This is a genomic window from Enterobacter sp. NFIX59, from assembly GCF_900113755.1.
GTDB lineage: Bacteria > Pseudomonadota > Gammaproteobacteria > Enterobacterales > Enterobacteriaceae > Enterobacter > Enterobacter pseudoroggenkampii.
The window spans coordinates 19846-42721 of the sequence record NZ_FOQN01000001.1 but is presented as its reverse complement, the minus strand read 5'-3'; the positions used below and the strand labels follow the sequence as shown (position 1 = coordinate 42721).

Annotated in this window: 28 protein-coding genes and 1 other annotated feature; of the genes, 18 read left to right on the top strand and 10 right to left on the bottom strand. The window is 54.2% G+C overall.

Translation table 11 applies throughout. From position 1 onward, the window contains the following. The first annotated feature begins 367 nt into the window (after window positions 1-367). Window positions 368-619 carry a YciN family protein gene (locus BM007_RS00230; protein ID WP_023312072.1) on the top strand — a complete coding sequence of 84 codons (252 nt, stop codon included), beginning with the start codon at window positions 368-370 and terminating at the stop codon, window positions 617-619. Between the two features lie 34 nt (window positions 620-653). Here BM007_RS00230 and sohB read toward each other — a convergent pair whose 3' ends face one another. Beyond that, window positions 654-1700, bottom strand: coding sequence for a protease SohB (gene sohB / locus BM007_RS00225; protein WP_032647576.1), 1047 nt, complete (start codon window positions 1698-1700; stop codon window positions 654-656). A 251-nt stretch (window positions 1701-1951) separates the two neighbouring features. Here sohB and BM007_RS00220 point away from each other — a divergent pair, with 251 nt between their 5' ends. Then, a complete protein-coding gene (locus BM007_RS00220; RefSeq protein WP_024907117.1) occupies window positions 1952-2713 on the top strand; it encodes a YciK family oxidoreductase in 762 nt (253 codons plus the stop codon). Continuing rightward, a complete protein-coding gene (gene cobO, locus BM007_RS00215) occupies window positions 2710-3300 on the top strand; it encodes a cob(I)yrinic acid a,c-diamide adenosyltransferase (RefSeq protein WP_061714976.1) in 591 nt (196 codons plus the stop codon). Before BM007_RS00220 ends, cobO begins: the two co-directional genes overlap by 4 nt. Window positions 3301-3335: 35 nt before the next feature. Here cobO and rluB read toward each other — a convergent pair whose 3' ends face one another. The 3 genes from rluB to rnm all read right to left on the bottom strand — a co-directional run bounded on the left by rluB (window position 3336) and on the right by rnm (window position 5806). Then, window positions 3336-4211 (bottom strand): 23S rRNA pseudouridine(2605) synthase RluB, encoded by an 876-nt coding sequence (rluB, locus tag BM007_RS00210; RefSeq protein WP_023312076.1) that lies wholly within the window; start codon window positions 4209-4211, stop codon window positions 3336-3338. A 96-nt stretch (window positions 4212-4307) separates the two neighbouring features. Continuing rightward, entirely contained in the window at window positions 4308-4928 is a 621-nt protein-coding gene (locus BM007_RS00205; RefSeq protein WP_003856793.1) for an L-threonylcarbamoyladenylate synthase, read from the bottom strand. Further along, a complete protein-coding gene (gene rnm, locus BM007_RS00200) occupies window positions 4925-5806 on the bottom strand; it encodes an RNase RNM (protein WP_032647580.1) in 882 nt (293 codons plus the stop codon). Before rnm ends, BM007_RS00205 begins: the two co-directional genes overlap by 4 nt. 139 nt (window positions 5807-5945) lie before the next feature. On the opposite strand from rnm, the gene trpL reads away from it, so the two are divergent. The 7 genes from trpL to BM007_RS00170 all read left to right on the top strand — a co-directional run bounded on the left by trpL (window position 5946) and on the right by BM007_RS00170 (window position 13710). Further along, a complete protein-coding gene (gene trpL, locus BM007_RS23540) occupies window positions 5946-5990 on the top strand; it encodes a trp operon leader peptide (protein ID WP_106993556.1) in 45 nt (14 codons plus the stop codon). After that, window positions 5967-6060 (top strand) — a sequence feature (Trp leader region). It overlaps the preceding gene by 24 nt. 25 nt (window positions 6061-6085) lie before the next feature. Then, the gene (locus BM007_RS00195; protein ID WP_090416693.1) at window positions 6086-7648 is read left to right on the top strand and encodes an anthranilate synthase component 1; all 1563 of its coding nucleotides are present in this window, start codon (window positions 6086-6088) and stop codon (window positions 7646-7648) included. Beyond that, complete coding sequence (gene trpD / locus BM007_RS00190; RefSeq protein ID WP_032647582.1) at window positions 7648-9243, top strand: bifunctional anthranilate synthase glutamate amidotransferase component TrpG/anthranilate phosphoribosyltransferase TrpD; 1596 nt, start codon at window positions 7648-7650, stop codon at window positions 9241-9243. The genes BM007_RS00195 and trpD overlap by 1 nt, the downstream gene beginning before the upstream one ends. A gap of 3 nt (window positions 9244-9246) precedes the next feature. After that, on the top strand, window positions 9247-10605 hold the full coding sequence (trpCF, locus tag BM007_RS00185; RefSeq protein ID WP_090416691.1) for a bifunctional indole-3-glycerol-phosphate synthase TrpC/phosphoribosylanthranilate isomerase TrpF: 1359 nt from the start codon (window positions 9247-9249) through the stop codon (window positions 10603-10605). Between the two features lie 10 nt (window positions 10606-10615). After that, window positions 10616-11809 (top strand): tryptophan synthase subunit beta, encoded by a 1194-nt coding sequence (trpB, locus tag BM007_RS00180; RefSeq protein ID WP_024907111.1) that lies wholly within the window; start codon window positions 10616-10618, stop codon window positions 11807-11809. Then, complete coding sequence (trpA, locus tag BM007_RS00175) at window positions 11809-12618, top strand: tryptophan synthase subunit alpha (protein ID WP_090416689.1); 810 nt, start codon at window positions 11809-11811, stop codon at window positions 12616-12618. The genes trpB and trpA overlap by 1 nt, the downstream gene beginning before the upstream one ends. Before the next feature lie 216 nt (window positions 12619-12834). Further along, window positions 12835-13710 carry a GNAT family protein gene (locus tag BM007_RS00170; protein WP_090416687.1) on the top strand — a complete coding sequence of 292 codons (876 nt, stop codon included), beginning with the start codon at window positions 12835-12837 and terminating at the stop codon, window positions 13708-13710. A 76-nt stretch (window positions 13711-13786) separates the two neighbouring features. Here the strand turns inward: BM007_RS00170 and BM007_RS00165 are convergent, their stop codons facing one another. Continuing rightward, window positions 13787-14203, bottom strand: coding sequence for a hypothetical protein (locus BM007_RS00165; RefSeq protein ID WP_048990757.1), 417 nt, complete (start codon window positions 14201-14203; stop codon window positions 13787-13789). 249 nt (window positions 14204-14452) lie between these two features. On the opposite strand from BM007_RS00165, the gene yedE reads away from it, so the two are divergent. From yedE to BM007_RS00150, 3 genes are all read left to right on the top strand, one after another. Continuing rightward, entirely contained in the window at window positions 14453-15664 is a 1212-nt protein-coding gene (gene yedE, locus BM007_RS00160; RefSeq protein WP_090416685.1) for a selenium metabolism membrane protein YedE/FdhT, read from the top strand. Next, complete coding sequence (yedF, locus tag BM007_RS00155; RefSeq protein ID WP_003856774.1) at window positions 15661-15894, top strand: sulfurtransferase-like selenium metabolism protein YedF; 234 nt, start codon at window positions 15661-15663, stop codon at window positions 15892-15894. Before yedE ends, yedF begins: the two co-directional genes overlap by 4 nt. Before the next feature lie 126 nt (window positions 15895-16020). Beyond that, entirely contained in the window at window positions 16021-16359 is a 339-nt protein-coding gene (locus tag BM007_RS00150) for a hypothetical protein (RefSeq protein ID WP_063621876.1), read from the top strand. Between the two features lie 46 nt (window positions 16360-16405). Here BM007_RS00150 and ompW read toward each other — a convergent pair whose 3' ends face one another. After that, window positions 16406-17038 carry an outer membrane protein OmpW gene (gene ompW / locus BM007_RS00145; protein ID WP_024907105.1) on the bottom strand — a complete coding sequence of 211 codons (633 nt, stop codon included), beginning with the start codon at window positions 17036-17038 and terminating at the stop codon, window positions 16406-16408. 281 nt (window positions 17039-17319) lie between these two features. On the opposite strand from ompW, the gene BM007_RS00140 reads away from it, so the two are divergent. The 4 genes from BM007_RS00140 (at window position 17320) to yciA (ending at window position 19589) form a co-directional block, all read left to right on the top strand. Beyond that, window positions 17320-17724: a YkgJ family cysteine cluster protein gene (locus tag BM007_RS00140; protein WP_048990749.1), complete on the top strand. Its 405-nt coding sequence runs from the start codon at window positions 17320-17322 to the stop codon at window positions 17722-17724. Between the two features lie 25 nt (window positions 17725-17749). Beyond that, window positions 17750-18493: a YciC family protein gene (locus BM007_RS00135; RefSeq protein ID WP_032647593.1), complete on the top strand. Its 744-nt coding sequence runs from the start codon at window positions 17750-17752 to the stop codon at window positions 18491-18493. A 56-nt stretch (window positions 18494-18549) separates the two neighbouring features. After that, entirely contained in the window at window positions 18550-19089 is a 540-nt protein-coding gene (locus BM007_RS00130; protein WP_032647595.1) for a septation protein A, read from the top strand. 104 nt (window positions 19090-19193) lie between these two features. Next, on the top strand, window positions 19194-19589 hold the full coding sequence (gene yciA, locus BM007_RS00125; protein WP_008502796.1) for an acyl-CoA thioester hydrolase YciA: 396 nt from the start codon (window positions 19194-19196) through the stop codon (window positions 19587-19589). Between the two features lie 38 nt (window positions 19590-19627). Here the strand turns inward: yciA and tonB are convergent, their stop codons facing one another. After that, window positions 19628-20350 carry a TonB system transport protein TonB gene (gene tonB, locus BM007_RS00120; protein ID WP_090416683.1) on the bottom strand — a complete coding sequence of 241 codons (723 nt, stop codon included), beginning with the start codon at window positions 20348-20350 and terminating at the stop codon, window positions 19628-19630. Window positions 20351-20570: 220 nt separating this feature from the next. Here tonB and BM007_RS00115 point away from each other — a divergent pair, with 220 nt between their 5' ends. Beyond that, complete coding sequence (locus BM007_RS00115) at window positions 20571-20867, top strand: YciI family protein (RefSeq protein ID WP_024907101.1); 297 nt, start codon at window positions 20571-20573, stop codon at window positions 20865-20867. Window positions 20868-20899: 32 nt separating this feature from the next. On the opposite strand, the gene BM007_RS00110 is transcribed toward BM007_RS00115, so the two are convergent. The 3 genes from BM007_RS00110 to BM007_RS00100 all read right to left on the bottom strand — a co-directional run bounded on the left by BM007_RS00110 (window position 20900) and on the right by BM007_RS00100 (window position 22876). Continuing rightward, window positions 20900-21862: a bifunctional helix-turn-helix transcriptional regulator/GNAT family N-acetyltransferase gene (locus tag BM007_RS00110; protein ID WP_090416681.1), complete on the bottom strand. Its 963-nt coding sequence runs from the start codon at window positions 21860-21862 to the stop codon at window positions 20900-20902. Between the two features lie 93 nt (window positions 21863-21955). Next, window positions 21956-22591 carry a leucine efflux protein LeuE gene (gene leuE, locus BM007_RS00105; protein ID WP_023312092.1) on the bottom strand — a complete coding sequence of 212 codons (636 nt, stop codon included), beginning with the start codon at window positions 22589-22591 and terminating at the stop codon, window positions 21956-21958. Window positions 22592-22702: 111 nt separating this feature from the next. After that, window positions 22703-22876: a YciY family protein gene (locus BM007_RS00100; protein ID WP_021240326.1), complete on the bottom strand. Its 174-nt coding sequence runs from the start codon at window positions 22874-22876 to the stop codon at window positions 22703-22705.

The following is a 22876-nucleotide window of genomic DNA, read 5'->3' as shown; positions in this document are numbered from 1 at the left end:
ATACGCCGCACGTTGATTTCCCTTCCGCTGACGACGAGCCAATGATATTGCGACTGCGTCAGGAGATATCAACCCCTTTGTCTTACCGGGCGTTAAAGAAAAGACGCCCAGGTGATTGAGTTCTCGGGTATTTTTCTCACATCTCGTGTAATTCGTGACGAATTCCCGGTTGAATGTCAAGCAATTCTGTTGCCAGAATGACGAAAGCGCACACTCTACCTGATAAAATTCGTTACGCAACTTTATTAGCATGCAAAAGCAAATCCCGCCAGCCAGGTCCCTGTACCTTATCCCCTCACATTACAGGGAAAATTTGCCCCCAAAGCGCCCTCGGCGTAGACTATTGTCACTGTTTAAGGAGTGGATTATGCAGAATACGACCCAACCTATTGACCGAGCCTCTCTGCTTATCGAAGCAAACAAGCTTATCCGTGACCACGAAGATACGCTGGCGGGTATTGAAGCCACCGGCGTAGAGCAGCGTAATGGCGTGCTGATTTTCAGCGGCGAATACTTCCTTGACGAACAGGGGTTGCCGACCCCGAAAAGCACCGCCGTGTTTAACATGTTTAAATACCTGGCGCATACGCTTTCCGAGAAATATCACCTGGTCGATTAACGCAAAACGCGAGGCATGTGCCTCGCGTTTTTGTTTACAGCAGCGGTTTTTGTCCGCGCTGTAGCCAGCGCAGCAGCAGGCGGTCCGCGCTTTCTGCCGCACTGTTGGTAAAGCGGTCAAGAAGTCGCTTACGCTGGGTAAAGCGCACGCCCACCAGTTCCCGGCCCTCCATCAGGTTGAGCAGCAGATCGTCGCTGGTTCCGACTTCATCCACCAGCCCTTTCTCCTGCGCCTGGACGCCGTACCAGTGCTCGCCTGTCGCAACTTGTTCAATATCGAGCGTCGGGCGCATACGATGCACAAAGTCTTTAAAGAGGTGATGCGTTTCGTTGAGATCTTCACGGAACTTTTGACGCCCTTCTTCCGTATTTTCCCCCAGCAGCGTCAGGGTACGTTTATACTGACCCGCCGTGTGAAGTTCGATATCAATCTCTTTATTTTTCAGGAAGCGGTTAAAGTTCGGAATTTGCGCGACCACGCCGATCGAGCCAATAATAGAGAACGGTGCGGCCACAATTTTGTCCGCCACGCAGGCCATCATGTAGCCTCCGCTGGCCGCCACTTTATCCACGGCCACGGTCAGCGGGATCTGTTTTTCACGCAGGCGCTGCAGCTGTGAGGCGGCCAGTCCGTAACCGTGAACCACCCCGCCCGGGCTTTCAAGACGCACGACAACCTGATCCTGCGGTGTCGCCACGGCTAGAACGGCAGTTACTTCCTCCCGCAGAGAGGAAACCTCATGCGCATCCATACTGCCTTTAAAATCGAGCACATAGACACGTGGCGTGGCCTTATCCTGCGGCGCATTGAGCTTCGCTTTTGCCTTTGCCGCTTTGGCTTCCTGTTTATGCTTTTTCTTCTGCGCTTTCAGCCAGAGTTTCTGTTGATGACTATCAAGCAGCGCCAAAGACATCTCTTCCTGCATCTCTTTATACTGCTCACTCAGGCGGGTGATGCGTAACTCCCCTCGCTGACGCTTGCGCTGCGTCAGGTTGACAATCAGAACGGCAACCACCGCAATGGCAATCACCACCGTCGCGATTTTGGCCAAAAACAACCCATATTGAGAAAGTAATTCCACGCGTTCCACCTTGATTTAACCACGAATCTTTCACGGCAGTGTACATCAGCCCTGCCCATGCGTCTCGCTCGTGACATTACCTCTGCGAGCCGCCTTCAGGAATCCCCGCACTGACGTTTAAATATTTGCAAATTGTTAATTTTACAGTAATGCGTCCTGTAGACTGATTGAATTATTAGGCTAATTCGGGCATAAAGCCGAAAAGTCATCATAAAGGCGCCATTGCATCACCGGTCGCCTGAGGAGTCACCGTGCATTATCAACCGCAAAAAAATCTGCTGCAAAACCGGATTATTCTTGTCACCGGTGCCAGCGACGGGATTGGCCGCGAGGCGGCCCTGACCTACGCCGATTACGGCGCGAACGTCATTCTGATCGGGCGCAACGAAGAAAAACTGAAAAACGTCGCTCAGGAGATTGAGGCTGTATGCGGCACACCGGCCCCGTGGTATACACTCGATTTGCTGACCTGCACGCCCGAAGTATGCCAGGAATTAGCCCGGCGCATCAGCGCCCACTATCCGAGACTCGACGGCGTACTGCATAACGCCGGTTTGTTAGGCGAAGTGCGTCCGATGGATGAACAGGATCCTGATATCTGGCAGCAGGTGATGCAGGTCAACGTCAACGGGACGTTTTTCCTGACCCAGGCACTGCTTCCTTTATTACTCAAATCGGATTCAGGTTCACTGGTGTTCACCTCCTCCAGCGTTGGCCGTGAGGGACGCGCAAACTGGGGAGCCTATGCCGTATCAAAATTCGCGACCGAAGGCATGATGCAGGTGCTGGCGGAGGAGTACCAGAGCCGCCATCTGCGCGTAAACTGCATCAACCCGGGCGGTACGCGCACCAAAATGCGCGCCAGTGCGTTCCCGAGCGAAGATCCGCAGAAGCTGAAAACCCCGGCAGACATTATGCCGCTCTATCTCTGGCTGATGGGCGACGACAGCCGCCGCAAAACCGGGATGACCTTTGACGCCCAGCCGGGCCGTAAACCAGGAATTTCGCAATGAGTGAAGAACGTCATCAGCAGCGCCAGCAGCGTCTGAAAGAACAGGTCGATGCGCGCGTCGCGGCGGCACAGGACGAGCGTGGGATCGTCATCGTCTTTACCGGCAACGGCAAGGGGAAAACCACCGCCGCATTCGGTACGGCGGCACGCGCCGTCGGACACGGGCAAAAAGTGGGCGTGATCCAGTTTATTAAAGGCACATGGCCCAACGGCGAGCGGAATTTGCTGGAGCCTCACGGCGTCGAGTTTCAGGTAATGGCAACCGGGTTTACGTGGAATACCCAGAACCGGGAAACAGACACAGCCGCCTGTCTCGCCGTCTGGGAGCATGCAAAGAGAATGCTGGCCGATCCCTCGCTGAATATGGTTCTGCTGGATGAGATAACCTATATGGTCGCCTACGACTACCTGCCGCTGGAAGCCGTGCTGGATGCTCTTAAGAACCGTCCTGTACACCAGACGGTTATCGTCACGGGGCGCGGATGTCATCGGGATATTCTGGAGATGGCCGATACCGTCAGCGAGCTGCGTCCGGTCAAACATGCGTTTGATGCGGGTATCAAAGCGCAAATTGGCGTTGATTACTAAAGAAAAAAGCCCGGAGAGTTCACCGGGCTTTTACATTAACCGTTGTTATTACGGCTGCCGGAGCGGCGACTGCTGCTCACCTGGCTGTGGCGCTTCACCGCGCGACGGATCTGATTCGCCTTCATGCGACGACGATCTTTTTCCACCGCCACTTTTGAGGTGGTTTCCGGCGTCAGGCCGACCAGCTCGCGCAGGTAGTTGGTTTGGGTCAGATCCAGTTCGGTATAACCACCGCGTGGCAGACCTTTCGGCAGCAGGATATCGCCGTAACGGACACGGATAAGACGGCTAACCTGTACGCCTACCGCTTCCCAGAGACGACGCACCTCACGGTTGCGGCCTTCGGTCAGGGTCACGTTGTACCACTGGTTGATGCCTTCCCCACCGGTAAATTTGATGGTTTTGAACGCCGCAGGACCGTCTTCCAGCTGAACGCCACGCGACAGATCGCGCAGTTTATTCTCATCAACCTGGCCAAATACGCGCACCGCGTATTCACGTTCTACTTCACGGCTTGGGTGCATCAGACGGTTTGCCAGTTCACCATCGGTGGTAAACAGCAGCAGACCGCAGGTGTTCACGTCCAGACGACCAACGGCAATCCAGCGAGCGCCGCGCAGTTTAGGCAGACGGTCAAACACCGTCGGACGACCTTCCGGGTCGTTGCGGGTGCACAGCTCGCCTTCCGGCTTGTAGTAAGCCAGCACGCGACAGATTTGTTCAGCGGACTCTTTCACGGAGATAAGATGACCGTCGATGCGGATCTTCAGCCCCGGTACGATTTCAACGCGGTCACCCAGCGTGGCGATTTTACCGTCCACACTCACGCGACCCGCTTCAATAATGGCTTCGATTTCACGGCGTGAGCCGTGGCCGGCACGCGCCAGCACTTTCTGTAACTTCTCGCTCATTGAGCTTCCTCAGGTGTCGCCTTCACAGGCGTCGAATCAGGTCAAAAGAGGGCTGAGCCCTGCTTTGATGGCCGCGTAGTATATCTGCTTATACCATTACAAGAAAGGCTTTACATCGCCCACGCCCTCACGAATCACTTCCGGTGCATCTTCGGTTAAGTCGACCACGGTGGTCGGCTGCTGGCCGAGATAGCCGCCGTGAATAATCAGCTCGACTACCTTCTCCAGACGATCTTTGATCTCTTCCGGATCGGACTCGGTAAATTCACTTCCTGGCAGCATTAGCGAGGTAGAGAGCATCGGCTCGCCGAGGGTTTCCAGCAGCGCCTGCGCAATCGGGTTCGACGGCACGCGCATGCCGATAGTCTTACGCTTTTCCTGCAGCAGGCGGCGCGGCACCTCTTTCGTCCCTTTCAGGATGAAGGTGTAGTTGCCCGGCGTGTTGTTCTTAATCAGGCGAAACGCCACGTTATCCACATAAGCATAGGTGGACAGCTCAGAGAGATCGCGGCACATCAGGGTAAAGTTATGGCCGTCCGGCAGCTGGCGAATACGGCAAATGCGTTCCATCGCCCCTTTATCTTCAATTTTGCAGCCCAGCGCGTAGCCTGAATCGGTCGGGTAGACAATCACGCCGCCTTTGCGGACGATCTCCACGGCCTGGTTGATCAGACGTGGCTGCGGGTTATCCGGATGGATATAGAAAAACTGACTCATACTTCCCTCTCTTCAATTTGCTGCGGCTGTTCCCAGAGCTGCCAGACCGGCTCAACGCCAGCGGGCAGCCAGAGCTTGCGCCCCAGTTCGATCCAGGCGCAGGGCTGATGGAAATCAGACCCCTGTGACCCAAGCAGGCCGAACTGGCGGGCATAGGTCGCGAGCTGCGCGCGCTCGTTGGGCGCCTGCTGACACTGGGCGACTTCCATCGCCTCGCCACCGCATTCGGCAAAGTGTGCCAGCAGTCTTTTCAGCCATTTAGCAGAAAGATTATACCGCCCCGGATGTGCCAGCACGGCCTTACCGCCAGAATGATGAATCACATCAATAGCTTGTTTTATTGTACACCACTGTGGCGGAACGTATCCGGTTTTCCCGCGCGCCAGATACTTTTTAAAAACATCCGCCATGGTCGTCGCTTTGCCTGCTTCTACCAGAAAACGGGCGAAATGACCGCGGGTGACTGCCCCGCCGTTCGCCAGCTTTTGCGCACCTTCCAGCGCGCCCGGAATATGCGCCTTTTCCAGACGCTCGCCGATCATCTCTGCGCGCTGGTTGCGGCGCGTTTTTTGTTCTTGCAAAAAGGCAATAAGTGCCGGATGGTCTATATCGATGTTCAGGCCAACGATATGAATCTCATGGTTTTCCCAGACGGTCGAAATCTCAACGCCGGACACCAGATTTAGCGCCAGCCCGCTGCGGGCGATCTCAGCGCGCGCCGCCGGAATGGCATCTGTCGTATCGTGATCGGTTATCGCCAGCGTACCGACGCGCATTTCAACGGCACGATGAACCAGGGCTTCGGGTGTCAGCAGGCCATCAGAGGCCTGAGTATGGCTGTGTAAATCATAAATAATGGCGTAGGTGGTATCGCTCAAAGCACTTCCCATAACAGGTTGGAGACATCCGAAAACCCCATGATACCGACTTCACGCGAAATTCTGAAATCAAGGGTTGACAACACGCCATCGAACTAGTTAACTAGTACGCAAGTTCACACGAGAAAGGTATCTGAAAATGACAGCACATTTCACTCTGCACGGTTGGTGGCGTACTTCCTGATCATCGGGCAGTGTCACGCGTCTGCGAAATGCAAACAGATACCCGCCCGCTACTCAGCGGGCTTTTTTTTGAACAGAATAAATGAGAACACCAACATGCAAACAGCCAAACCTCATCTCGAATTGCTGACCTGCGAGGCGGCCTATCGCCACAACCCCACCGCGCTGTTTCATCAGGTGTGCGGGGCACGTCCGGCAACGCTGCTACTGGAATCTGCAGACATCGACAGCAAAGACGATCTCAAGAGCCTTCTGCTGGTCGACAGCGCGCTGCGCATTACCGCTTTAGGTGACACTGTCACAATTAAGGCGCTGTCAGATAACGGCGCATCGCTGCTGCCGCTGCTGGATGTAGCCCTGCCTTCAGGCATTGAAAACGAACTTCATCCAGAAATGCGCATTCTGCATTTCCCGCCGGTGAGCCAACTGCTGGACGAAGACGCGCGCCTCTGCTCCCTGTCCGTTTTCGATGCCTTCCGCCTGCTGCAGAACCTGGTTACTGTGCCGGAAGACGAGCGTGAGGCGATGTTCTTTGGTGGGCTGTTTGCTTATGACCTGGTCGCCGGATTTGAAGATTTGCCGGAAACCGAGCAGGGTAATCGCTGCCCGGACTATTGTTTCTATCTGGCTGAAACCCTGCTGGTGATCGACCATCAGAAACAATACACCCGTATCCAGGCCAGCCTGTTCACGCCTTCGACAGCTGAGAAAAACCGTCTTGAGCACCGCATCGCGCAGCTCCAGCAGCAGATGACGGAAGCGCCCCCTGAACTTCCGGTGCAGCGGGTTGAAAAAATGACCTGCGATGTGAACCAGACTGACGATCAGTACGGCGCCGTGGTTCGCCAGATGCAAAAGGCGATTCGCGCCGGGGAAATTTTCCAGGTGGTACCGTCCCGTCGCTTCTCTCTGCCCTGCCCGTCGCCGCTCGCCGCCTACGACGTGCTGAAAAAGAGCAACCCAAGCCCATACATGTTCTTTATGCAGGACAACGACTTCACGCTGTTCGGCGCCTCGCCGGAAAGCTCGCTGAAATATGACGCCACCAGCCGCCAGATTGAGATCTACCCGATTGCCGGAACCCGTCCGCGTGGACGTCGCGCCGATGGCTCCCTGGATCGCGATTTGGACAGCCGTATCGAACTGGAAATGCGTACCGATCATAAAGAGCTCTCCGAGCACCTTATGCTGGTCGATCTGGCGCGTAACGATCTGGCCCGTATTTGTACCCCGGGCAGCCGCTACGTGGCGGACCTGACTAAAGTCGACCGCTATTCGTTCGTGATGCACCTGGTCTCTCGCGTAGTGGGCGAGCTGCGCCACGACCTCGACGTGCTGCACGCCTATCGCGCCTGCATGAACATGGGCACCCTGAGCGGTGCGCCGAAAGTGCGCGCCATGCAGCTGATTGCCGCGGCCGAAGGACGCCGTCGCGGCAGCTACGGCGGCGCGGTAGGCTACTTCACGGCCCACGGTGACCTCGATACCTGCATCGTGATCCGCTCCGCCTATGTCGAAGACGGCATTGCTACCGTCCAGGCGGGTGCCGGAATTGTTCTTGATTCTGTTCCGCAGTCTGAAGCTGACGAAACGCGCAGCAAAGCCCGTGCGGTCCTTCGCGCCATTGCTACCGCACACCATGCACAGGAGATTTTCTGATGGCTGACATTCTGCTGCTCGATAATATCGACTCCTTTACCTACAACCTGGCAGATCAACTGCGTGCGAATGGCCACAACGTTGTTATCTACCGCAACCACGTCCCGGCGCAGACCCTGATTGACCGTCTGGCAACCATGCAAAACCCGGTGCTGATGCTCTCCCCGGGGCCAGGCGCACCGAGCGAAGCAGGCTGTATGCCGGAGCTGCTGACCCGCATGCGCGGCAAGCTGCCGATTATCGGCATCTGCCTCGGCCATCAGGCAATTGTTGAAGCCTACGGCGGCTACGTCGGCCAGGCGGGTGAGATCCTGCACGGTAAAGCGTCCAGCATTGAACATGACGGCCAGGCAATGTTTGCCGGGCTGCCGAACCCGCTTCCGGTCGCGCGCTATCACTCGCTGGTTGGCAGCAATATTCCCGCCGGGCTGACCATTAACGCCTCGTTTGAAGGGATGGTGATGGCGGTACGTCACGATGCGGATCGCGTCTGCGGCCTGCAGTTCCACCCGGAATCGATCCTGACCTCCCACGGCGCCCGCCTGCTGGAGCAGACGCTCGACTGGGCGTTACAGAAGCTGGAGCAGACCAATACCCTGCAGCCGATTCTGGAAAAACTGTACCAGGCGCAGACCCTGAGCCAACAGGAGAGCCACCAGCTCTTCTCCGCCGTGGTTCGCGGCGAGCTGAAGCCTGAGCAGCTGGCGGCCGCGCTGGTGAGCATGAAAGTCCGCGGCGAAAGCCCGCAGGAGATCGCCGGTGCCGCTACGGCCCTGCTGGAAAATGCCGCCCCGTTCCCGCGCCCGGACTATCAGTTTGCCGATATTGTTGGCACCGGGGGAGACGGCAGTAACAGCATCAATATCTCCACCGCCAGCGCCTTCGTGGCGGCGGCGTGTGGTTTAAAGGTCGCGAAACACGGTAACCGCAGCGTTTCCAGCCGGTCTGGTTCTTCCGATTTGCTCGCCGCATTCGGTATTAATCTCGATATGAACGCCGAGCGTTCCCGTGAAGCGCTGGATGACCTGGGCGTCTGCTTCCTGTTTGCGCCGAAGTATCACACCGGTTTCCGCCACGCGATGCCGGTTCGTCAGCAGCTTAAAACCCGCACGCTGTTTAACGTGCTCGGCCCGCTGATCAACCCGGCGCACCCGCCGCTTGCGCTGATCGGTGTCTACAGTCCGGAACTGGTACTGCCGATTGCCGAGACGCTGCGTGTGCTGGGTTACCAGCGTGCCGCCGTGGTGCACAGCGGTGGAATGGACGAAGTGTCACTGCATGCGCCAACGCTGGTAGCCGAACTGCGCGACGGTGAAATCCTGAGCTACCAGCTGGAAGCCGCTGACTTTGGTTTAACCCCGTATCACCAGGAAGCGCTGGCCGGCGGTACGCCGGAAGAAAACCGTGACATTCTGACGCGCTTATTACAAGGTAAGGGAGAGGTCGCTCATGAGGCCGCCGTTGCTGCCAACGTCGCCATGCTGATGCGTTTGCACGGTGAGGAAGACCTGAAGGCCAACGTTCAAAAAGTTCTGGATGTACTGCGCTCCGGTGCAGCTTACGATCGCGTTACCGCACTTGCGGCAAGAGGGTAAAGAATGCAGACCGTTTTAGCGAAAATCGTTGCCGATAAGGCCATCTGGGTGGAAGCACGCAAGCAACAGCAGCCGCTTACCAGTTTCCAGAACGACGTCGTACCAAGCCAACGTCGTTTCTATGATGCCCTGCAGGGTGCGCGCACCGCGTTTATTCTTGAGTGCAAAAAAGCCTCCCCGTCTAAAGGCGTTATCCGTGACGATTTCGACCCGGCACGTATTGCCAGCATTTATAAGCATCATGCGTCAGCCATCTCCGTGCTGACGGATGAGAAATATTTCCAGGGCAGCTTCGATTTTCTGCCGATCGTCAGCGGCATCGCGCCGCAGCCGATCCTGTGCAAAGACTTTATCATTGACCCGTATCAGATCTGGCTGGCGCGCTTTTACCAGGCCGACGCCTGCCTGCTGATGCTCTCGGTACTTAACGACGAGCAGTATCGCCAGCTTTCCGCCGTGGCGCACAGCCTGAACATGGGCGTGCTGACCGAAGTGAGTAATGAAGAGGAGCTGGAGCGCGCGATTGCGCTGGAAGCCAAAGTGGTTGGCATTAACAACCGCGATCTGCGTGACCTGTCCATTGACCTGAACCGCACGCGCCAGCTGGCACCGCGTCTGGGCGCTGGCGTCACGGTGATCAGCGAATCCGGCATTAACAGCTACGCCCAGGTGCGCGAGCTGAGCCACTTCGCCAACGGTTTCCTGATTGGCTCCGCCATGATGGAACATGACGATCTCAATGCGGCAGTACGTCGCGTGCTGCTGGGTGAAAACAAAGTCTGCGGCTTAACCCGCGAACAGGACGCCCAGGCCGCGTATGAAGCCGGAGCGATTTATGGCGGGCTGATTTTTGTGGATTCCTCTCCTCGCGCGGTCAGCGAAGAGCAGGCGCGTAAGGTCATCGCCGCGGCTCCGCTCAGCTTTGTTGGCGTGTTCCGCAACGCAGACATCGCAGAGGTGGTTGAAAAAGCCGACGCGTTATCCCTGAGCGCAGTGCAGCTTCACGGCGATGAAGATCAGGCCTATATCGATGCCCTGCGCGCCACGCTGGCGCCGCAGGTACAGATCTGGAAAGCGCAACGCGTTGACGATACGTTGCCCCCGCGTAACCTGAACCACGTGGATAAATACGTCCTCGATAACGGCCAGGGCGGAACCGGCCAGCGTTTTGACTGGTCCTTGCTGAACGGCGTAAAGCTGGACAACGTCCTGCTGGCGGGCGGTTTAAGCCCGGACAACTGTGTAGAAGCCGCGAAAACCGGCTGCGCAGGCCTCGATTTCAATTCAGGCGTAGAGTCCCAGCCGGGTATTAAAGATGCCAGCAAACTGGCCTCGGTTTTTAAAACTCTGCGTGCATATTAAGGAAGAGAAGATGACGACATTACTTAACCCGTATTTTGGTGAGTTCGGCGGGATGTACGTCCCGCAAATCCTGATGCCCGCGCTGCGCCAGCTGGAAGAAGCGTTTGTGAGCGCACAGAAGGATCCGGCGTTTCAGGCTGAATTTACCGACCTGCTGAAAAATTATGCAGGCCGCCCAACGGCCCTGACCAAATGCCGCAATCTGACGGAAGGCACGAAAACCACGCTGTATCTTAAGCGTGAAGACCTGCTGCACGGCGGCGCGCACAAGACTAACCAGGTGCTGGGCCAGGCGCTGCTTGCGAAGCGTATGGGCAAAACCGAAATCATCGCCGAAACCGGCGCAGGCCAGCACGGCGTGGCCTCGGCGCTCGCCAGCGCCCTGCTCGGTCTGAAATGCCGCATCTATATGGGGGCGAAAGACGTTGAGCGTCAGTCTCCAAACGTTTTCCGTATGCGTCTGATGGGTGCAGAAGTGATCCCGGTGCACAGCGGCTCCGCGACGCTGAAGGATGCCTGTAACGAAGCGCTGCGCGACTGGTCTGGCAGCTATGAAACCGCACACTATATGCTCGGTACCGCGGCGGGCCCGCACCCGTTCCCAACTATCGTGCGCGAATTCCAGCGCATGATCGGGGAAGAGACCAAAGCGCAGATCCTCGAAAAAGAGGGTCGCCTGCCGGATGCGGTAATCGCCTGCGTCGGCGGTGGATCTAACGCCATCGGCATGTTCGCAGACTTTATCGACGACACCAGCGTGGGTCTGATTGGCGTCGAGCCTGCGGGTCACGGCATTGAATCGGGTGAACACGGCGCGCCGCTGAAGCATGGCCGCGTGGGGATCTACTTCGGCATGAAATCCCCGATGATGCAGACCGATGAAGGCCAGATTGAAGAGTCTTACTCTATTTCTGCCGGCCTCGATTTCCCGTCCGTAGGACCGCAGCACGCCTATCTGAACAGCACCGGTCGTGCGGACTATGTCTCCATAACCGATGACGAAGCGCTGGAAGCGTTCAAAACGCTGTGCCGCAGCGAAGGGATCATCCCGGCGCTGGAGTCTTCACACGCTCTGGCCCATGCGCTGAAAATGATGAAAGACAATCCGGAAAAAGAACAGCTGCTGGTGGTGAACCTTTCCGGTCGCGGTGACAAAGATATCTTCACCGTTCACGATATTCTGAAAGCACGAGGGGAAATCTGATGGAACGCTACGATAACGTATTTGCAGAACTGAAATCCCGCCAGGAAGGCGCGTTCGTTCCCTTCGTCACCCTGGGCGACCCTGGTCCTGAACAGTCGCTGAAGATCATCGACACCCTGATTGAAGCCGGTGCCGATGCGCTGGAGCTGGGGATCCCGTTCTCTGACCCACTGGCGGATGGCCCGACCATTCAGAATGCGACGCTGCGCGCGTTTGCCTCGGGCGTCACGCCGACCCAGTGCTTCGAGATGCTGGCGGCGATCCGTCAGAAGCACCCCACTATCCCGATTGGCCTGCTGATGTACGCCAACCTGGTATTCAACCGCGGTATCGATGAGTTTTACGCCGAGTGCGCACGCGTTGGCGTCGACTCCGTTCTGGTCGCCGACGTGCCGGTTGAGGAGTCTGCGCCGTTCCGCCAGGCTGCGATGCGTCACAATGTCGCCCCTATTTTTATCTGCCCGCCAAACGCGGACGATGAGCTGCTGCGCCAGATAGCCTCTTACGGACGCGGGTATACCTACCTGCTCTCCCGCGCAGGCGTGACCGGTGCCGAGAATAAAGCCGCGCTGCCGCTGCATCACCTGGTGGAGAAACTGGCCGAGTACCATGCCGCGCCTCCGCTGCAGGGTTTCGGGATTTCATCCCCGGATCAGGTCACCGCAGCGATTGAGGCGAAAGCAGCAGGTGCCATCTCCGGCTCTGCGATTGTGAAGATCATCGAAAAGAACGTGGACAAGCCAGAGCAGATGCTGGTCGAGCTGAAAGCGTTTGTGACTGCAATGAAAGCGGCGACGCGTAAAGCCTAACCCTTCGACCGTCTGGCATCCCAGCCAGACGGTCCTCTTTTTTTACACACTCTTTTCATTTCCAGCATTCATATCAGTTGCAATAAATAGCACACTAATACTTAATTCATCCCTTCACTAAACAAGTAGTCAACAATATCTCTTTGTCGATTTACATACTGCAAAGAATGTATAAAGTATGCGTATAACTGTTATTGCAAAAAATATTTGGTCAAAATGTTAAGAAGTTTAATTTGTGGATGGAAAGAGTGTGACCTGAGTATTTATCGTCAGGCTTATTCTGTTTATGGCGGAAGTGTATGCACACACCCGGATGTGCTAACTTACCTGGCAAACAAACGAAAAAAAGACATTCGTTTTTTCTGTAGAAAAAAAGATGGTATTATTGTCTCATCAACTTACTCCATCAGTGGATCCCTGAATCTCTATTCAAAGTCGCACCCGTTTGTTTTTGAGGATATAATATTACCCAGCGCCCCTCATTCAAAATTTTTCCTTCCCGTCAGGACAAAAAAACTTTCGCCATTACAGAAAAACGCGTTCATCAATTCATTCAGCAGTAAAATGCTGAATGATGAGATATGTCATATGAAATCTGTATTTTCTCCAAAAACGATTAAGAAAAGAAATGGCGAAAGGAATCGTTTCCTCAAGCTTGGAGGGGAAATACTGGATGTGAATACTCTTTCTGCTGAGGAAATTTGCGACAGTTACATAAACTTATTTAATGCTCGCTGGCGCGGTAAGATATCACCCTATCCAAGAGAGAACCTGCTGGATGCTATTGAAAATCTGAGGCATATGGTTTTTGGCTCCGCGCTCGCATTCAATAAAAAAATCATAGCAATTGATTTAATATTCAAAACTGAATGCCCCGAATGGATCTATTTCGATGACATCAATGGTGGATATGATCCCCAATATAATGACATTGGTGCGGGGAGCGTCTTGCTGTGGGAAAATTATAATCGCGCCCGAGAGCTGTGTGAGCGGGATGAGAAACAAATCATATTCTCATTGGGAAAAAACTTCTCCGGAATGGAGTATAAAAAACAGTGGTGTAATATCATTCCTCTGAGACGTGTATTTTGATGAAATTTTATGACGTACCTTAGCTGTACGTCTTATAAAAAATAAGACTACGGCCACTCGGATCTTTGCAAACTTCTTAGTCCATTATCTGCTGAGCACTTTTCATGGTGACATTTTTGTTTGCAATTTCTCTTGCGGCCTCTTTAAGGGCTATATTCATCGCCACCGTTGTTACTGGCTTTGCAACGCCTTTTACGCGATTTGATTTACTCTGAAAAACATAGATATCCAGGGGGTTAGCTAGCTTTCTTTTATTAAATAATTGCCGCAGTATCTTGCACAGTCTCACTGTCCGCGACTCAAATTTTGGTGTTGCCGCAAGATACAACAGATCATCGTTAATATCACTGTATTTTATGTTTACAACCCGACAGCTTTCAGTACGTAAAAAAAATAACGTCAACCATAAATCACCCCACGTCTTTGAAATTCGGTACAACTTCTGATGAATGGCCATGAATTCATCAGTGGTTATAGAATCAGTTTTCGCCATTGAAAACGCCTGCATCGAGCTTTAGCATGCCTTAACATAACATTAACTATTTAAATATTTATTCAACGCCTGTGCTGTCGCCTCCTGAAGCCAGGCGAGGCTGAATAAGCCGCTCGGTTTAGTGATAAAAGTCATGAAAAAGGGATGTATTTTAGAGAAAAGCATCAGCGAGGTTTTAGAGTAAGGAAAAAAGTTATATATTCCAGTCCGTTAATTCCAAATATTCCTTCTGAGTTCAGAGGCTTCTTCATGTCATGGCAATTCTTCAAACAGACTTATCTGGTTAAGTTCTGGTCACCCGTTCCGGCCGTTATCGCGGCAGGCATTCTCTCTACTTATTATTTTGGCATTACCGGTACCTTCTGGGCCGTAACCGGCGAGTTCACCCGCTGGGGTGGCCAACTGCTGCAACTCGCTGGCGTACATGCCGAAGAGTGGGGCTACTTTAAACTCATTCATCTGGACGGTACGCCGCTCACCCGCATCGACGGGATGATGATCATCGGCATGTTCGGCGGCTGTTTCGCGGCGGCGCTGTGGGCAAACAACGTTAAGTTGCGTATGCCCAAAAGCCGGATCCGCATTCTGCAGGCGATTATCGGCGGCATAATTGCCGGATTCGGCGCGCGCCTGGCGATGGGCTGCAACCTTGCCGCCTTCTTTACCGGGATCCCTCAGTTTTCTCTTCACGCCTGGTTCTTTGCTGTCGCCACGGCCATTGGCTCTTACTTTGGTGCAAAATTCACTCTACTGCCGCTGTTTCGCATTCCAGTGAAAATGGTAAAAGTCAGCGCAGCGTCTCCGTTAACCCAGAAGCCCTCTCAGGCACGCCACCGTTTCCGCCTCGGAATGCTGGTCTTTTTCGCCATGATCGCATGGGCGCTCTGCACCGCTCTGAATCAGCCCAAACTCGGTCTGGCGATGCTGTTCGGTGTGGGTTTTGGTCTGCTCATTGAACGCGCGCAGATCTGCTTCACCTCCGCGTTTCGCGATATGTGGATCACCGGGCGCACGATGATGGCGAAGGCGATTATCGCCGGGATGGCGGTCAGCGCCATCGGCATCTTCAGCTATGTTCAACTGGGCGTCGAACCAAAAATCATGTGGGCCGGTCCTAACGCGGTCATTGGCGGCCTGCTGTTCGGCTTCGGGATCGTGCTGGCTGGCGGGTGTGAAACCGGCTGGATGTATCGCGCCGTCGAAGGCCAGGTGCATTACTGGTGGGTGGGTCTGGGAAATGTGATTGGTTCTACGATCCTGGCGTATTACTGGGATAACTTGTCTCCCGTCCTGGCCACCAGCTGGGACAAGGTCAACCTGCTGAATACCTTCGGGCCTCTCGGCGGCCTGTTGGTCACCTACGCCCTGCTGCTGGTCGCTTTTTTACTGGTCGTCGCACAGGAGAAACGCTTCTTCCGCCGTGCCACTGTCAAACCTGAAACGCAGGAGAACGTCGCATGAAAGAGATCGTGCCTGATTACCGTCTGGATATGGTCGGTGAGCCCTGTCCTTATCCGGCGGTTGCTACGCTTGAAGCACTACCGCAGCTTAAGAAAGGTGAAATTCTGGAGGTGGTCAGCGACTGCCCGCAGTCCATCAACAACATACCGCTGGATGCGAAAAACCACGGTTATACGGTGCTGGATATCCAGCAGGATGGACCCACCATTCGCTATCTGATTCAAAAATGATCGCTAAGGGCCTCGTAAGGGGCCTTTATCGTATTGAATTATAAGACATCTTGATCCACGGCAAAAACGCAATTTTCGACTTAAGTAAAATCTCATTTCCCTTTTGAAGGAGGTTTTCGCGGTTTGATGTATTTACGAGCTTTACTGGTTTTCGCCTTATTGATTCCCTTCCATGCACTGTCCCTGAATTTCTCTTCTACCTTCCTGCGCCTTAATTGTCCGCAAAGAGGACTTGTCGAGGTTATTCTTCACGTTTATGACCACACCCAGGAACGATGGCACGGTCATTTTGAAACCGGCGCGGGGCACAAACGTGCGGGTGATACCGAAATTATCCCGTTTGCCAACGGCGATATTCTCTTCCATTCCCTGTCGAGCGACGCTTTCAGCTATTTATATGATGGGGAAACGATCCTGAGGCATTGCGTAAAGCTTGATGAGCGGCCGGTTTATCCGTCGTTTTGAAGTTAGCAAAGCAAACTGGCCACCCTGTGGCCAGTTTGACGGCGGATCAGAAACGATAACCCGCAGAGAACATGAACACCCACGGATCCAGGCGAGTATTGATACTTTGCTGCTGACCGCCCGCCTTGAAGCGTACGTCCGTATCAATATCCATGTACCAGACCGAGGCGTTGATCAGCCAGTCGCGATTAATCAGGTAATCCAGACCGACCTGTCCCGCCATGCCCCACGAATCTTTCAGGCTGAGATCCGTCAGACCCGCCTCTTTACCGGTATCGTTGAATTTCTCATCAAAGAAGGTGGTGTAGTTCACACCGGCGCCAATATAAGGGCGCACCTTGCTGCTTGAGTCACCAAAGTACCATTGCGCCATCAGCGTTGGCGGTAAATGGTGAACCGTGGCGATATCACCGGTCGGCCCGAGACCCACGCGATGACGGAACGGCGTTGCTGCCAGAAGCTCAACACCCACGTTATCCGTCGCCATATAGGTGAACGTTAAACCTAACTGGGTGTTATTACTGACGCTAAAACCGCCCATACCCAGCACGTTATCCGATCCTTCAGTTGGGCGAACCGTAGCCGAACCGGCACGAATAAAGAATTCGCCTGCTTCATGCGCATACGCGCCGCCAGAGAGACTGCTTAATACAAGGGCTGCCACCGCTAATTTTTTCATATCCGCTCCATCGTTGTGGTTTTAATCGCGGGTGAGAATATACTCACAAAAGGGTAATAAGTGATCTGCCACAGATCACATTAAAACCAGTAACTTAACATTCATTGATCTGGATTAATTTTTTGTTACGCATCCAAAACCAATAAGTTGTTTCCATGTCAATTTTTGGCATTTCACGGTTACAAAATTTTCCCTTTTCCCCCTCTTGCTCTTCCTCTGGCGGCTGGATAATTTATCGCTTCACAAGTTGATTTGATGCGTTCTTCTTTTGCAGGTGTGCCATGAGTGATATTAACCCGTGCATGACGTGCGGAGCCTGTTGTGCGTATTTTCGAGTCTCTTTCTACTGGGCCGAAGCCAGCGATGGCGGCGGTGCCGTTCCGGTTCATCTTACTGAGCCGTTAACCCCCTTTCTGCGCTGCATGAGCGGCACAAACCAAAAGCAGGCTCGCTGTGTTGCGCTACAGGGCGAGCCTGGGGTCTCTACCCGGTGTTCTATCTATGAGGATCGCCCCAGCCCGTGCCGGGAATTTGCCATGTCGGGGGAAGATGGGCAGGTCAACGAAGCCTGTAACCGCGCCCGCGCGCGCGTTGGATTACCGCCGCTTTACAAAGATATGCTTTTCCATACAAGCCTTGATGCTGCCACAGCAGGTGCATCCGGTGTACAATTGCCGGCTAATTAACACCTGCAATACTCAAGGAGAGTGCATGTCTATCACGGCGAAGTCTGTCTACCGTGACACGGGAAACTTTTTCCGCAATCAGTTCATAACCTTTTTACTGATCGCGTTGCTATGTGCCTTTATCACGGTGGTGCTGGGCCATGCCTTCTCACCGAGTGAAGAACAGATTGCCAGCCTCAGCCAGGGCGACCACCTTGCGGGTAGCGTGGGGTTGTTTGAACTCGTGCAAAACATGACGCCTGAGCAGCAGCAAATTCTGCTGCGCGCTTCTGCCGCGTCCACGTTCTCAGGCCTGATTGGTAATGCAATTCTGGCGGGCGGCGTTTTGCTGATGATTCAGCTGGTATCGGCGGGTCACCGGGTCAGCGCCTTGCGGGCGATTGGTGCCAGCGCGCCGGTCTTACCTAAGCTGTTTATCCTGATCTTTTTAACCACCCTGCTGGTGCAGATGGGGATTATGCTGGTCGTGGTGCCGGGTGTGTTACTGGCTATTGTGCTCTCATTTGCGCCGGTGATGGTCGTGCAGGATAAAATGGGGATTTTTACCGCGATGCGCAGCAGCATCCGACTGGCATGGGCTAATATGCGTCTGGTGGCGCCCGCCGTGATTGGCTGGCTGCTGGCCAAAACGCTGCTGTTATTGTTTGCGCCGAATTTTGCGGTTTTAACGCCCAATGTTGGCGCGGTAGTGGCGAATACGCTGAGCAATCTGATTTCAGCGGTACTGCTGGTCTATCTGTTCCGCCTGTATATGTTAATTCGTCAGTAATCCCGAGGCGGGGGGCATCGCTGTCTCCCGCCCCGCTCAGAAGATGGAATCACAGAATGAAGCAGTTTCTTGATTTTTTACCGCTCGTGGTCTTTTTTGCTTTTTATAAGCTGTACGATATTTATGCCGCCACCACTGCGCTGATCGTTGCGACCGCTGTCGTACTGATTTACAGCTGGGTTCGCTATCGTAAAGTCGAAAAAATGGCGCTGGTTACCTTCGTCCTGGTCGCCGTATTCGGCGGGCTTACCCTGTTCTTCCACAATGATGAATTTATTAAGTGGAAAGTGACCGTCATTTACGCGCTGTTTGCGGGCGCATTGTTAATCAGCCAGTGGGTGATGAAAAAGCCGCTGATCCAGCGCATGCTGGGCAAAGAGCTGACGCTGCCTCAACACGTCTGGTCCCGTCTGAATATCGCCTGGGCGGTCTTCTTCATTCTCTGCGGTCTCGCTAACATCTATATTGCTTTCTGGCTGCCGCAGAATATCTGGGTCAACTTTAAGGTCTTTGGCCTGACTGCGCTGACGCTTATCTTCACGCTGTTAAGCGGCGTATATATCTATCGTCACATGCCGCAGGACGACAAGCACTGATTAATGACTGACCAGAACGTCAACGACAGGCGTTCTGGTCTATTCTCTCCGCTTTGAAATCATAGTAGCATCCCGCCTGAAGTCTTCCGTTACGAGTTAAAACAATGACAACAACTAACGCCCCTCAGGGCGAACTGGTTTTACGCACACTGGCAATGCCCGCTGACACCAATGCCAATGGCGATATTTTTGGCGGCTGGCTGATGTCGCAGATGGATATGGGCGGCGCAATTCTGGCAAAAGAGATCGCCCACGGGCGCGTGGTGACGGTGCGGGTGGACGGCATGACCTTCCTGCGCCCGGTTGCGGTAGGGGATGTGGTTTGCTGCTACGCGCGCTGCGTGAAACGCGGCAATACCTCCATTTCCATCAACATCGAAGTCTGGGTGAAGAAAGTCTCTTCTGAGCCGATTGGGCAGCGTTATAAGGCCACTGAAGCGCTGTTTATTTATGTCGCAGTGGACAGCGAGGGTAAACCTCGTCAACTTCCACAAGCCTGATCGACAGGCAAAAAAAAGCCTCCTTTCGGAGGCTTTTTTTATTCCATCTGCGCCCCGCCGTTCAGGCGGAAAACGATATTAACAATCAATCCGCTGCCCGGCTTGCCTGGCTCATAGCGCCATCTGCGCATGGCAGATTTCACTTCGCGCTCAAACATATTAGAAGGCTGAGCAGACAAGATTTCCACGTTATCCACGCGGCCATCCGCAGTGACATCAAATTTCACCCGTACGCGGCCTTCAATACGCAAGGCCTGAGCTCGCGCCGGATACTGAGGCTGATTGCGGCTTACGGCTCGCGGGCCCGCCGGTGCGGTAACCGTTGGCTTTGACGTCGTTGCCGTATTGTTCATCACCGGACGTGAAGGCGCTGCATTTTCTACCGGCTGGGTCGCGCGCGGTTCAACCGGACGTTCCTCGCGTTTTGGACGCTCCTCGACCTTCTTCACCGGTTTTGGCTTCGGCTTAGGTTTTGGCTTCGGTTCAGGCTTGTGGATCACCACCGGGGCTTCCTTCGGTGGCGCCGGAACAGGCTCGGGCTCTGGCTCCGGTTCAGCCACCGGCTGTGGCGGCGGAGGGGCAACCTGCGGCGGTTCAAGATCCGCTGGCGAGACCATCGTCACCGAAATCGGCTGCGCGGGCGCGGGCATTTCAATAACCTGATGAACCGAGGTATACAGCAGACCCGCCACAACGGCACCGTGAATCACGACAGAAAGCAGCGTCGACCAGGGAAAGCGGCGAGGTAAATCAAGGGTCATCGAAGTCATAGTCATCAACGTTAAAAAACCGAACACTGATTTTAAATGCAAATAGCAATCATATTCAATAAGACACTTTGTTCTGACGCAACTTTAGCGCATGAGAGGCCAAAAAAGGCGCATTCAGATCAGGGTATTAACATTGTTTTTATTTTACATTGCAGTCGTTTGCCCTTTCACATAACGTAACTGACACTTTTACCGGTTAAGGAGCTTCGCCGTGTTTTACGTGATTTACTCTGAAGATGTTGCTGATTCGCTCGAAAAACGCCAGGCTGTGCGCCCTGCGCATCTGGCACGTTTGCAGTTGCTTCAGGATGAAGGTCGATTACTGACCGCCGGCCCCATGCCTGCAGTAGACAGCAACGATCCGGGTGCCGCCGGTTTTGCCGGCTCTACGGTTATTGCTGAGTTTGAATCTCAGGAAGCCGCTCAGGCCTGGGCTGACGCAGATCCGTATGTTGCAGCAGGTGTGTATGCGAAGGTGACGGTTCGACCTTATAAGAAAGTGTTCTGATACCAAAGCGGCTCCGCAAGGAGCCTTTTTTATTACGCCGGTTGTGCGTCTTTATACCGGGTAAACTGCTGCTCTGTAATCAGGCTTCCCCACTGGTCGCCTTCCCACTCTTTTACCAGCGTAAACCCAAACGACTCGTACAGACGCCGGGCGGCGGTAAGCTTATTGAATGTCCAGAGGTGCACGGCTGAAAAACCGGCGCTGTCGCAAAAACGCATCGCTTCATTCAGCAGTTTTTTCCCCACGCCGTGTCCCCGGCAGCCATCATCAAGAATAAACCAGCGAAGATGGGCTTCACCCGGTGCCAGATCCTCGCCATCGATCGCCACTGACCCCACTATCCTGCCGCTCATCATCGCCAGCCAGATCTGGTTGCACGGCTTATCCAACCGTTCACTAAATTCTGCGAGTCCTGTCGCCACTTTGGCCTCAAAAAAGCGGCCAAAATGATGTTCACGAGCGTAATAACTCCCGTGCATTTCCGCTATACGGCCAATCATGCCGGGGATATATCCCTGCACTATCGTAAGCTCGTCAGGGTGCGTCTCGTTGCCCGACTCACGGCATGCCTGCAGCGCATTGGCATAAAGGGTGAGCCCCTCCGAAATGGTCTGCTGCTGGGCAGGAGCAAGACATTTTATTGCTGAGACCACGCGCTCATTGCTGAAGGCATTAATTTTGCTGACCGTCTCGTGACCTTTCGCGGTCAGCCTGAGGCTCTTTGCTCTCGCATCCTCAGTAGAAATGACTTCCTCGAGTTCGCCTGCGGCAATCAGGCGAGCCAGCATCCGGCTGACGCTGGACTTTTCCAGGCCCAGCAGTTGCACCAGCTGGCTCGCCGTCATCTCTTTGCGTAAGGCGATTTCGACCAGGGTATGGACGGCCGAAGGTGAGTAGCTCGTTGAGGCCAGGGTAGAACCCATAAAACCTAACTCTCGCACCATGAGGCGCGAGGAACGTCGAATAACGCTGACTACCGGGGTTTCGCTGTGCATGTTCTGTCCTCACCATTTAGTTGTACTATACAACTAAATGGTGAGGCGTTGTCAAACAGAATTAAAAAGGCTCCCGCAGGAGCCTTTCATCAATCAATGCAGCGACGCTAACCTCGCCGCAAACCCAACAAACAGCAGCCCTATCAGCCCGTTCCCCAGCTTTGCCAGTTTCTTTTTCGTTTTGAGATAACGCGTGACAAACGCACCGGAGAAGATCAGGAAGCTCATGTACATGAAGCTTATCAACTCAAGCGTCGTCGCGAGGATAAGGAAAGAGGTGCCGGTGCTCTGTGCGTTCACGTCAATGAACTGAACGAAGAACGATACGTAGAACAGAATCGCTTTTGGATTGGTCAGGCTCAATACCAGCGAACGTTTCATGATCATACTGGCAGGTTCGGGGCCGCTCTCATGCGCGTTTTTCTGACGGTTCACCACCGACCAGAGCATTTTGCCCCCCAGCCACAGCAGATAGAAGGCGCCCAGATAGCGCACGATGTTAAACAGCACCGGCGTGGTCTGGATTAATGCTGCGACACCCGCCCAGGCCAGAAACATCAGAACCGCATCACCGATAAACACGCCTGTGGCGGCGAGATACCCTTTTTTAACGCCGTGACCAATCCCGGTTTTCAGCACAAACAGGGTATTCGGCCCCGGTACCAGCACGATAAAAAATGCGCCAACAACATACGTCCAGAAATTCAGTACGCCAAACTCCGCAAACACTTCTTCTCCCTCCTTTTGCTCAATACAGCAGGAATAGCGCTGCAAATACGCTACTCCTAAAAATCAGACGCTACAAAATCAGCGGGCACCATTACGGTGCCCTCATGGTACTCAGATATCCTGGACTGCGAACAGCAACGCGTTGCGATGCCGGGTCATTCCACATTTTCTGATGGCGTGAATACGCATATTGCGGCGGGATTGTGCTTCCAGCCAACGAGCCTTGCGACGACTCACCTGTCGCAACATGCGCCAGCGCCCTACTTCTGTTCTACTGCGCTTCAT

What these genes read in the sequence shown, in the direction of transcription:
- BM007_RS00230 (WP_023312072.1), top strand. Translation starts at nt 368, where the DNA reads ATGCAGAATACGACCCAACCTATTGACCGAGCCTCTCTGCTTATCGAA.
- cobO (WP_061714976.1), top strand. Translation starts at nt 2,710, where the DNA reads ATGAGTGAAGAACGTCATCAGCAGCGCCAGCAGCGTCTGAAAGAACAG.
- rluB (WP_023312076.1), bottom strand. Translation starts at nt 4,211, where the DNA reads ATGAGCGAGAAGTTACAGAAAGTGCTGGCGCGTGCCGGCCACGGCTCA.
- BM007_RS00205 (WP_003856793.1), bottom strand. Translation starts at nt 4,928, where the DNA reads ATGAGTCAGTTTTTCTATATCCATCCGGATAACCCGCAGCCACGTCTG.
- BM007_RS00195 (WP_090416693.1), top strand. Translation starts at nt 6,086, where the DNA reads ATGCAAACAGCCAAACCTCATCTCGAATTGCTGACCTGCGAGGCGGCC.
- trpD (WP_032647582.1), top strand. Translation starts at nt 7,648, where the DNA reads ATGGCTGACATTCTGCTGCTCGATAATATCGACTCCTTTACCTACAAC.
- trpCF (WP_090416691.1), top strand. Translation starts at nt 9,247, where the DNA reads ATGCAGACCGTTTTAGCGAAAATCGTTGCCGATAAGGCCATCTGGGTG.
- trpB (WP_024907111.1), top strand. Translation starts at nt 10,616, where the DNA reads ATGACGACATTACTTAACCCGTATTTTGGTGAGTTCGGCGGGATGTAC.
- trpA (WP_090416689.1), top strand. Translation starts at nt 11,809, where the DNA reads ATGGAACGCTACGATAACGTATTTGCAGAACTGAAATCCCGCCAGGAA.
- BM007_RS00170 (WP_090416687.1), top strand. Translation starts at nt 12,835, where the DNA reads ATGTTAAGAAGTTTAATTTGTGGATGGAAAGAGTGTGACCTGAGTATT.
- BM007_RS00165 (WP_048990757.1), bottom strand. Translation starts at nt 14,203, where the DNA reads ATGGCGAAAACTGATTCTATAACCACTGATGAATTCATGGCCATTCAT.
- yedE (WP_090416685.1), top strand. Translation starts at nt 14,453, where the DNA reads ATGTCATGGCAATTCTTCAAACAGACTTATCTGGTTAAGTTCTGGTCA.
- yedF (WP_003856774.1), top strand. Translation starts at nt 15,661, where the DNA reads ATGAAAGAGATCGTGCCTGATTACCGTCTGGATATGGTCGGTGAGCCC.
- BM007_RS00150 (WP_063621876.1), top strand. Translation starts at nt 16,021, where the DNA reads ATGTATTTACGAGCTTTACTGGTTTTCGCCTTATTGATTCCCTTCCAT.
- ompW (WP_024907105.1), bottom strand. Translation starts at nt 17,038, where the DNA reads ATGAAAAAATTAGCGGTGGCAGCCCTTGTATTAAGCAGTCTCTCTGGC.
- BM007_RS00140 (WP_048990749.1), top strand. Translation starts at nt 17,320, where the DNA reads ATGAGTGATATTAACCCGTGCATGACGTGCGGAGCCTGTTGTGCGTAT.
- BM007_RS00135 (WP_032647593.1), top strand. Translation starts at nt 17,750, where the DNA reads ATGTCTATCACGGCGAAGTCTGTCTACCGTGACACGGGAAACTTTTTC.
- BM007_RS00130 (WP_032647595.1), top strand. Translation starts at nt 18,550, where the DNA reads ATGAAGCAGTTTCTTGATTTTTTACCGCTCGTGGTCTTTTTTGCTTTT.
- yciA (WP_008502796.1), top strand. Translation starts at nt 19,194, where the DNA reads ATGACAACAACTAACGCCCCTCAGGGCGAACTGGTTTTACGCACACTG.
- tonB (WP_090416683.1), bottom strand. Translation starts at nt 20,350, where the DNA reads ATGACCCTTGATTTACCTCGCCGCTTTCCCTGGTCGACGCTGCTTTCT.
- BM007_RS00110 (WP_090416681.1), bottom strand. Translation starts at nt 21,862, where the DNA reads ATGCACAGCGAAACCCCGGTAGTCAGCGTTATTCGACGTTCCTCGCGC.
- BM007_RS00100 (WP_021240326.1), bottom strand. Translation starts at nt 22,876, where the DNA reads ATGAAGCGCAGTAGAACAGAAGTAGGGCGCTGGCGCATGTTGCGACAG.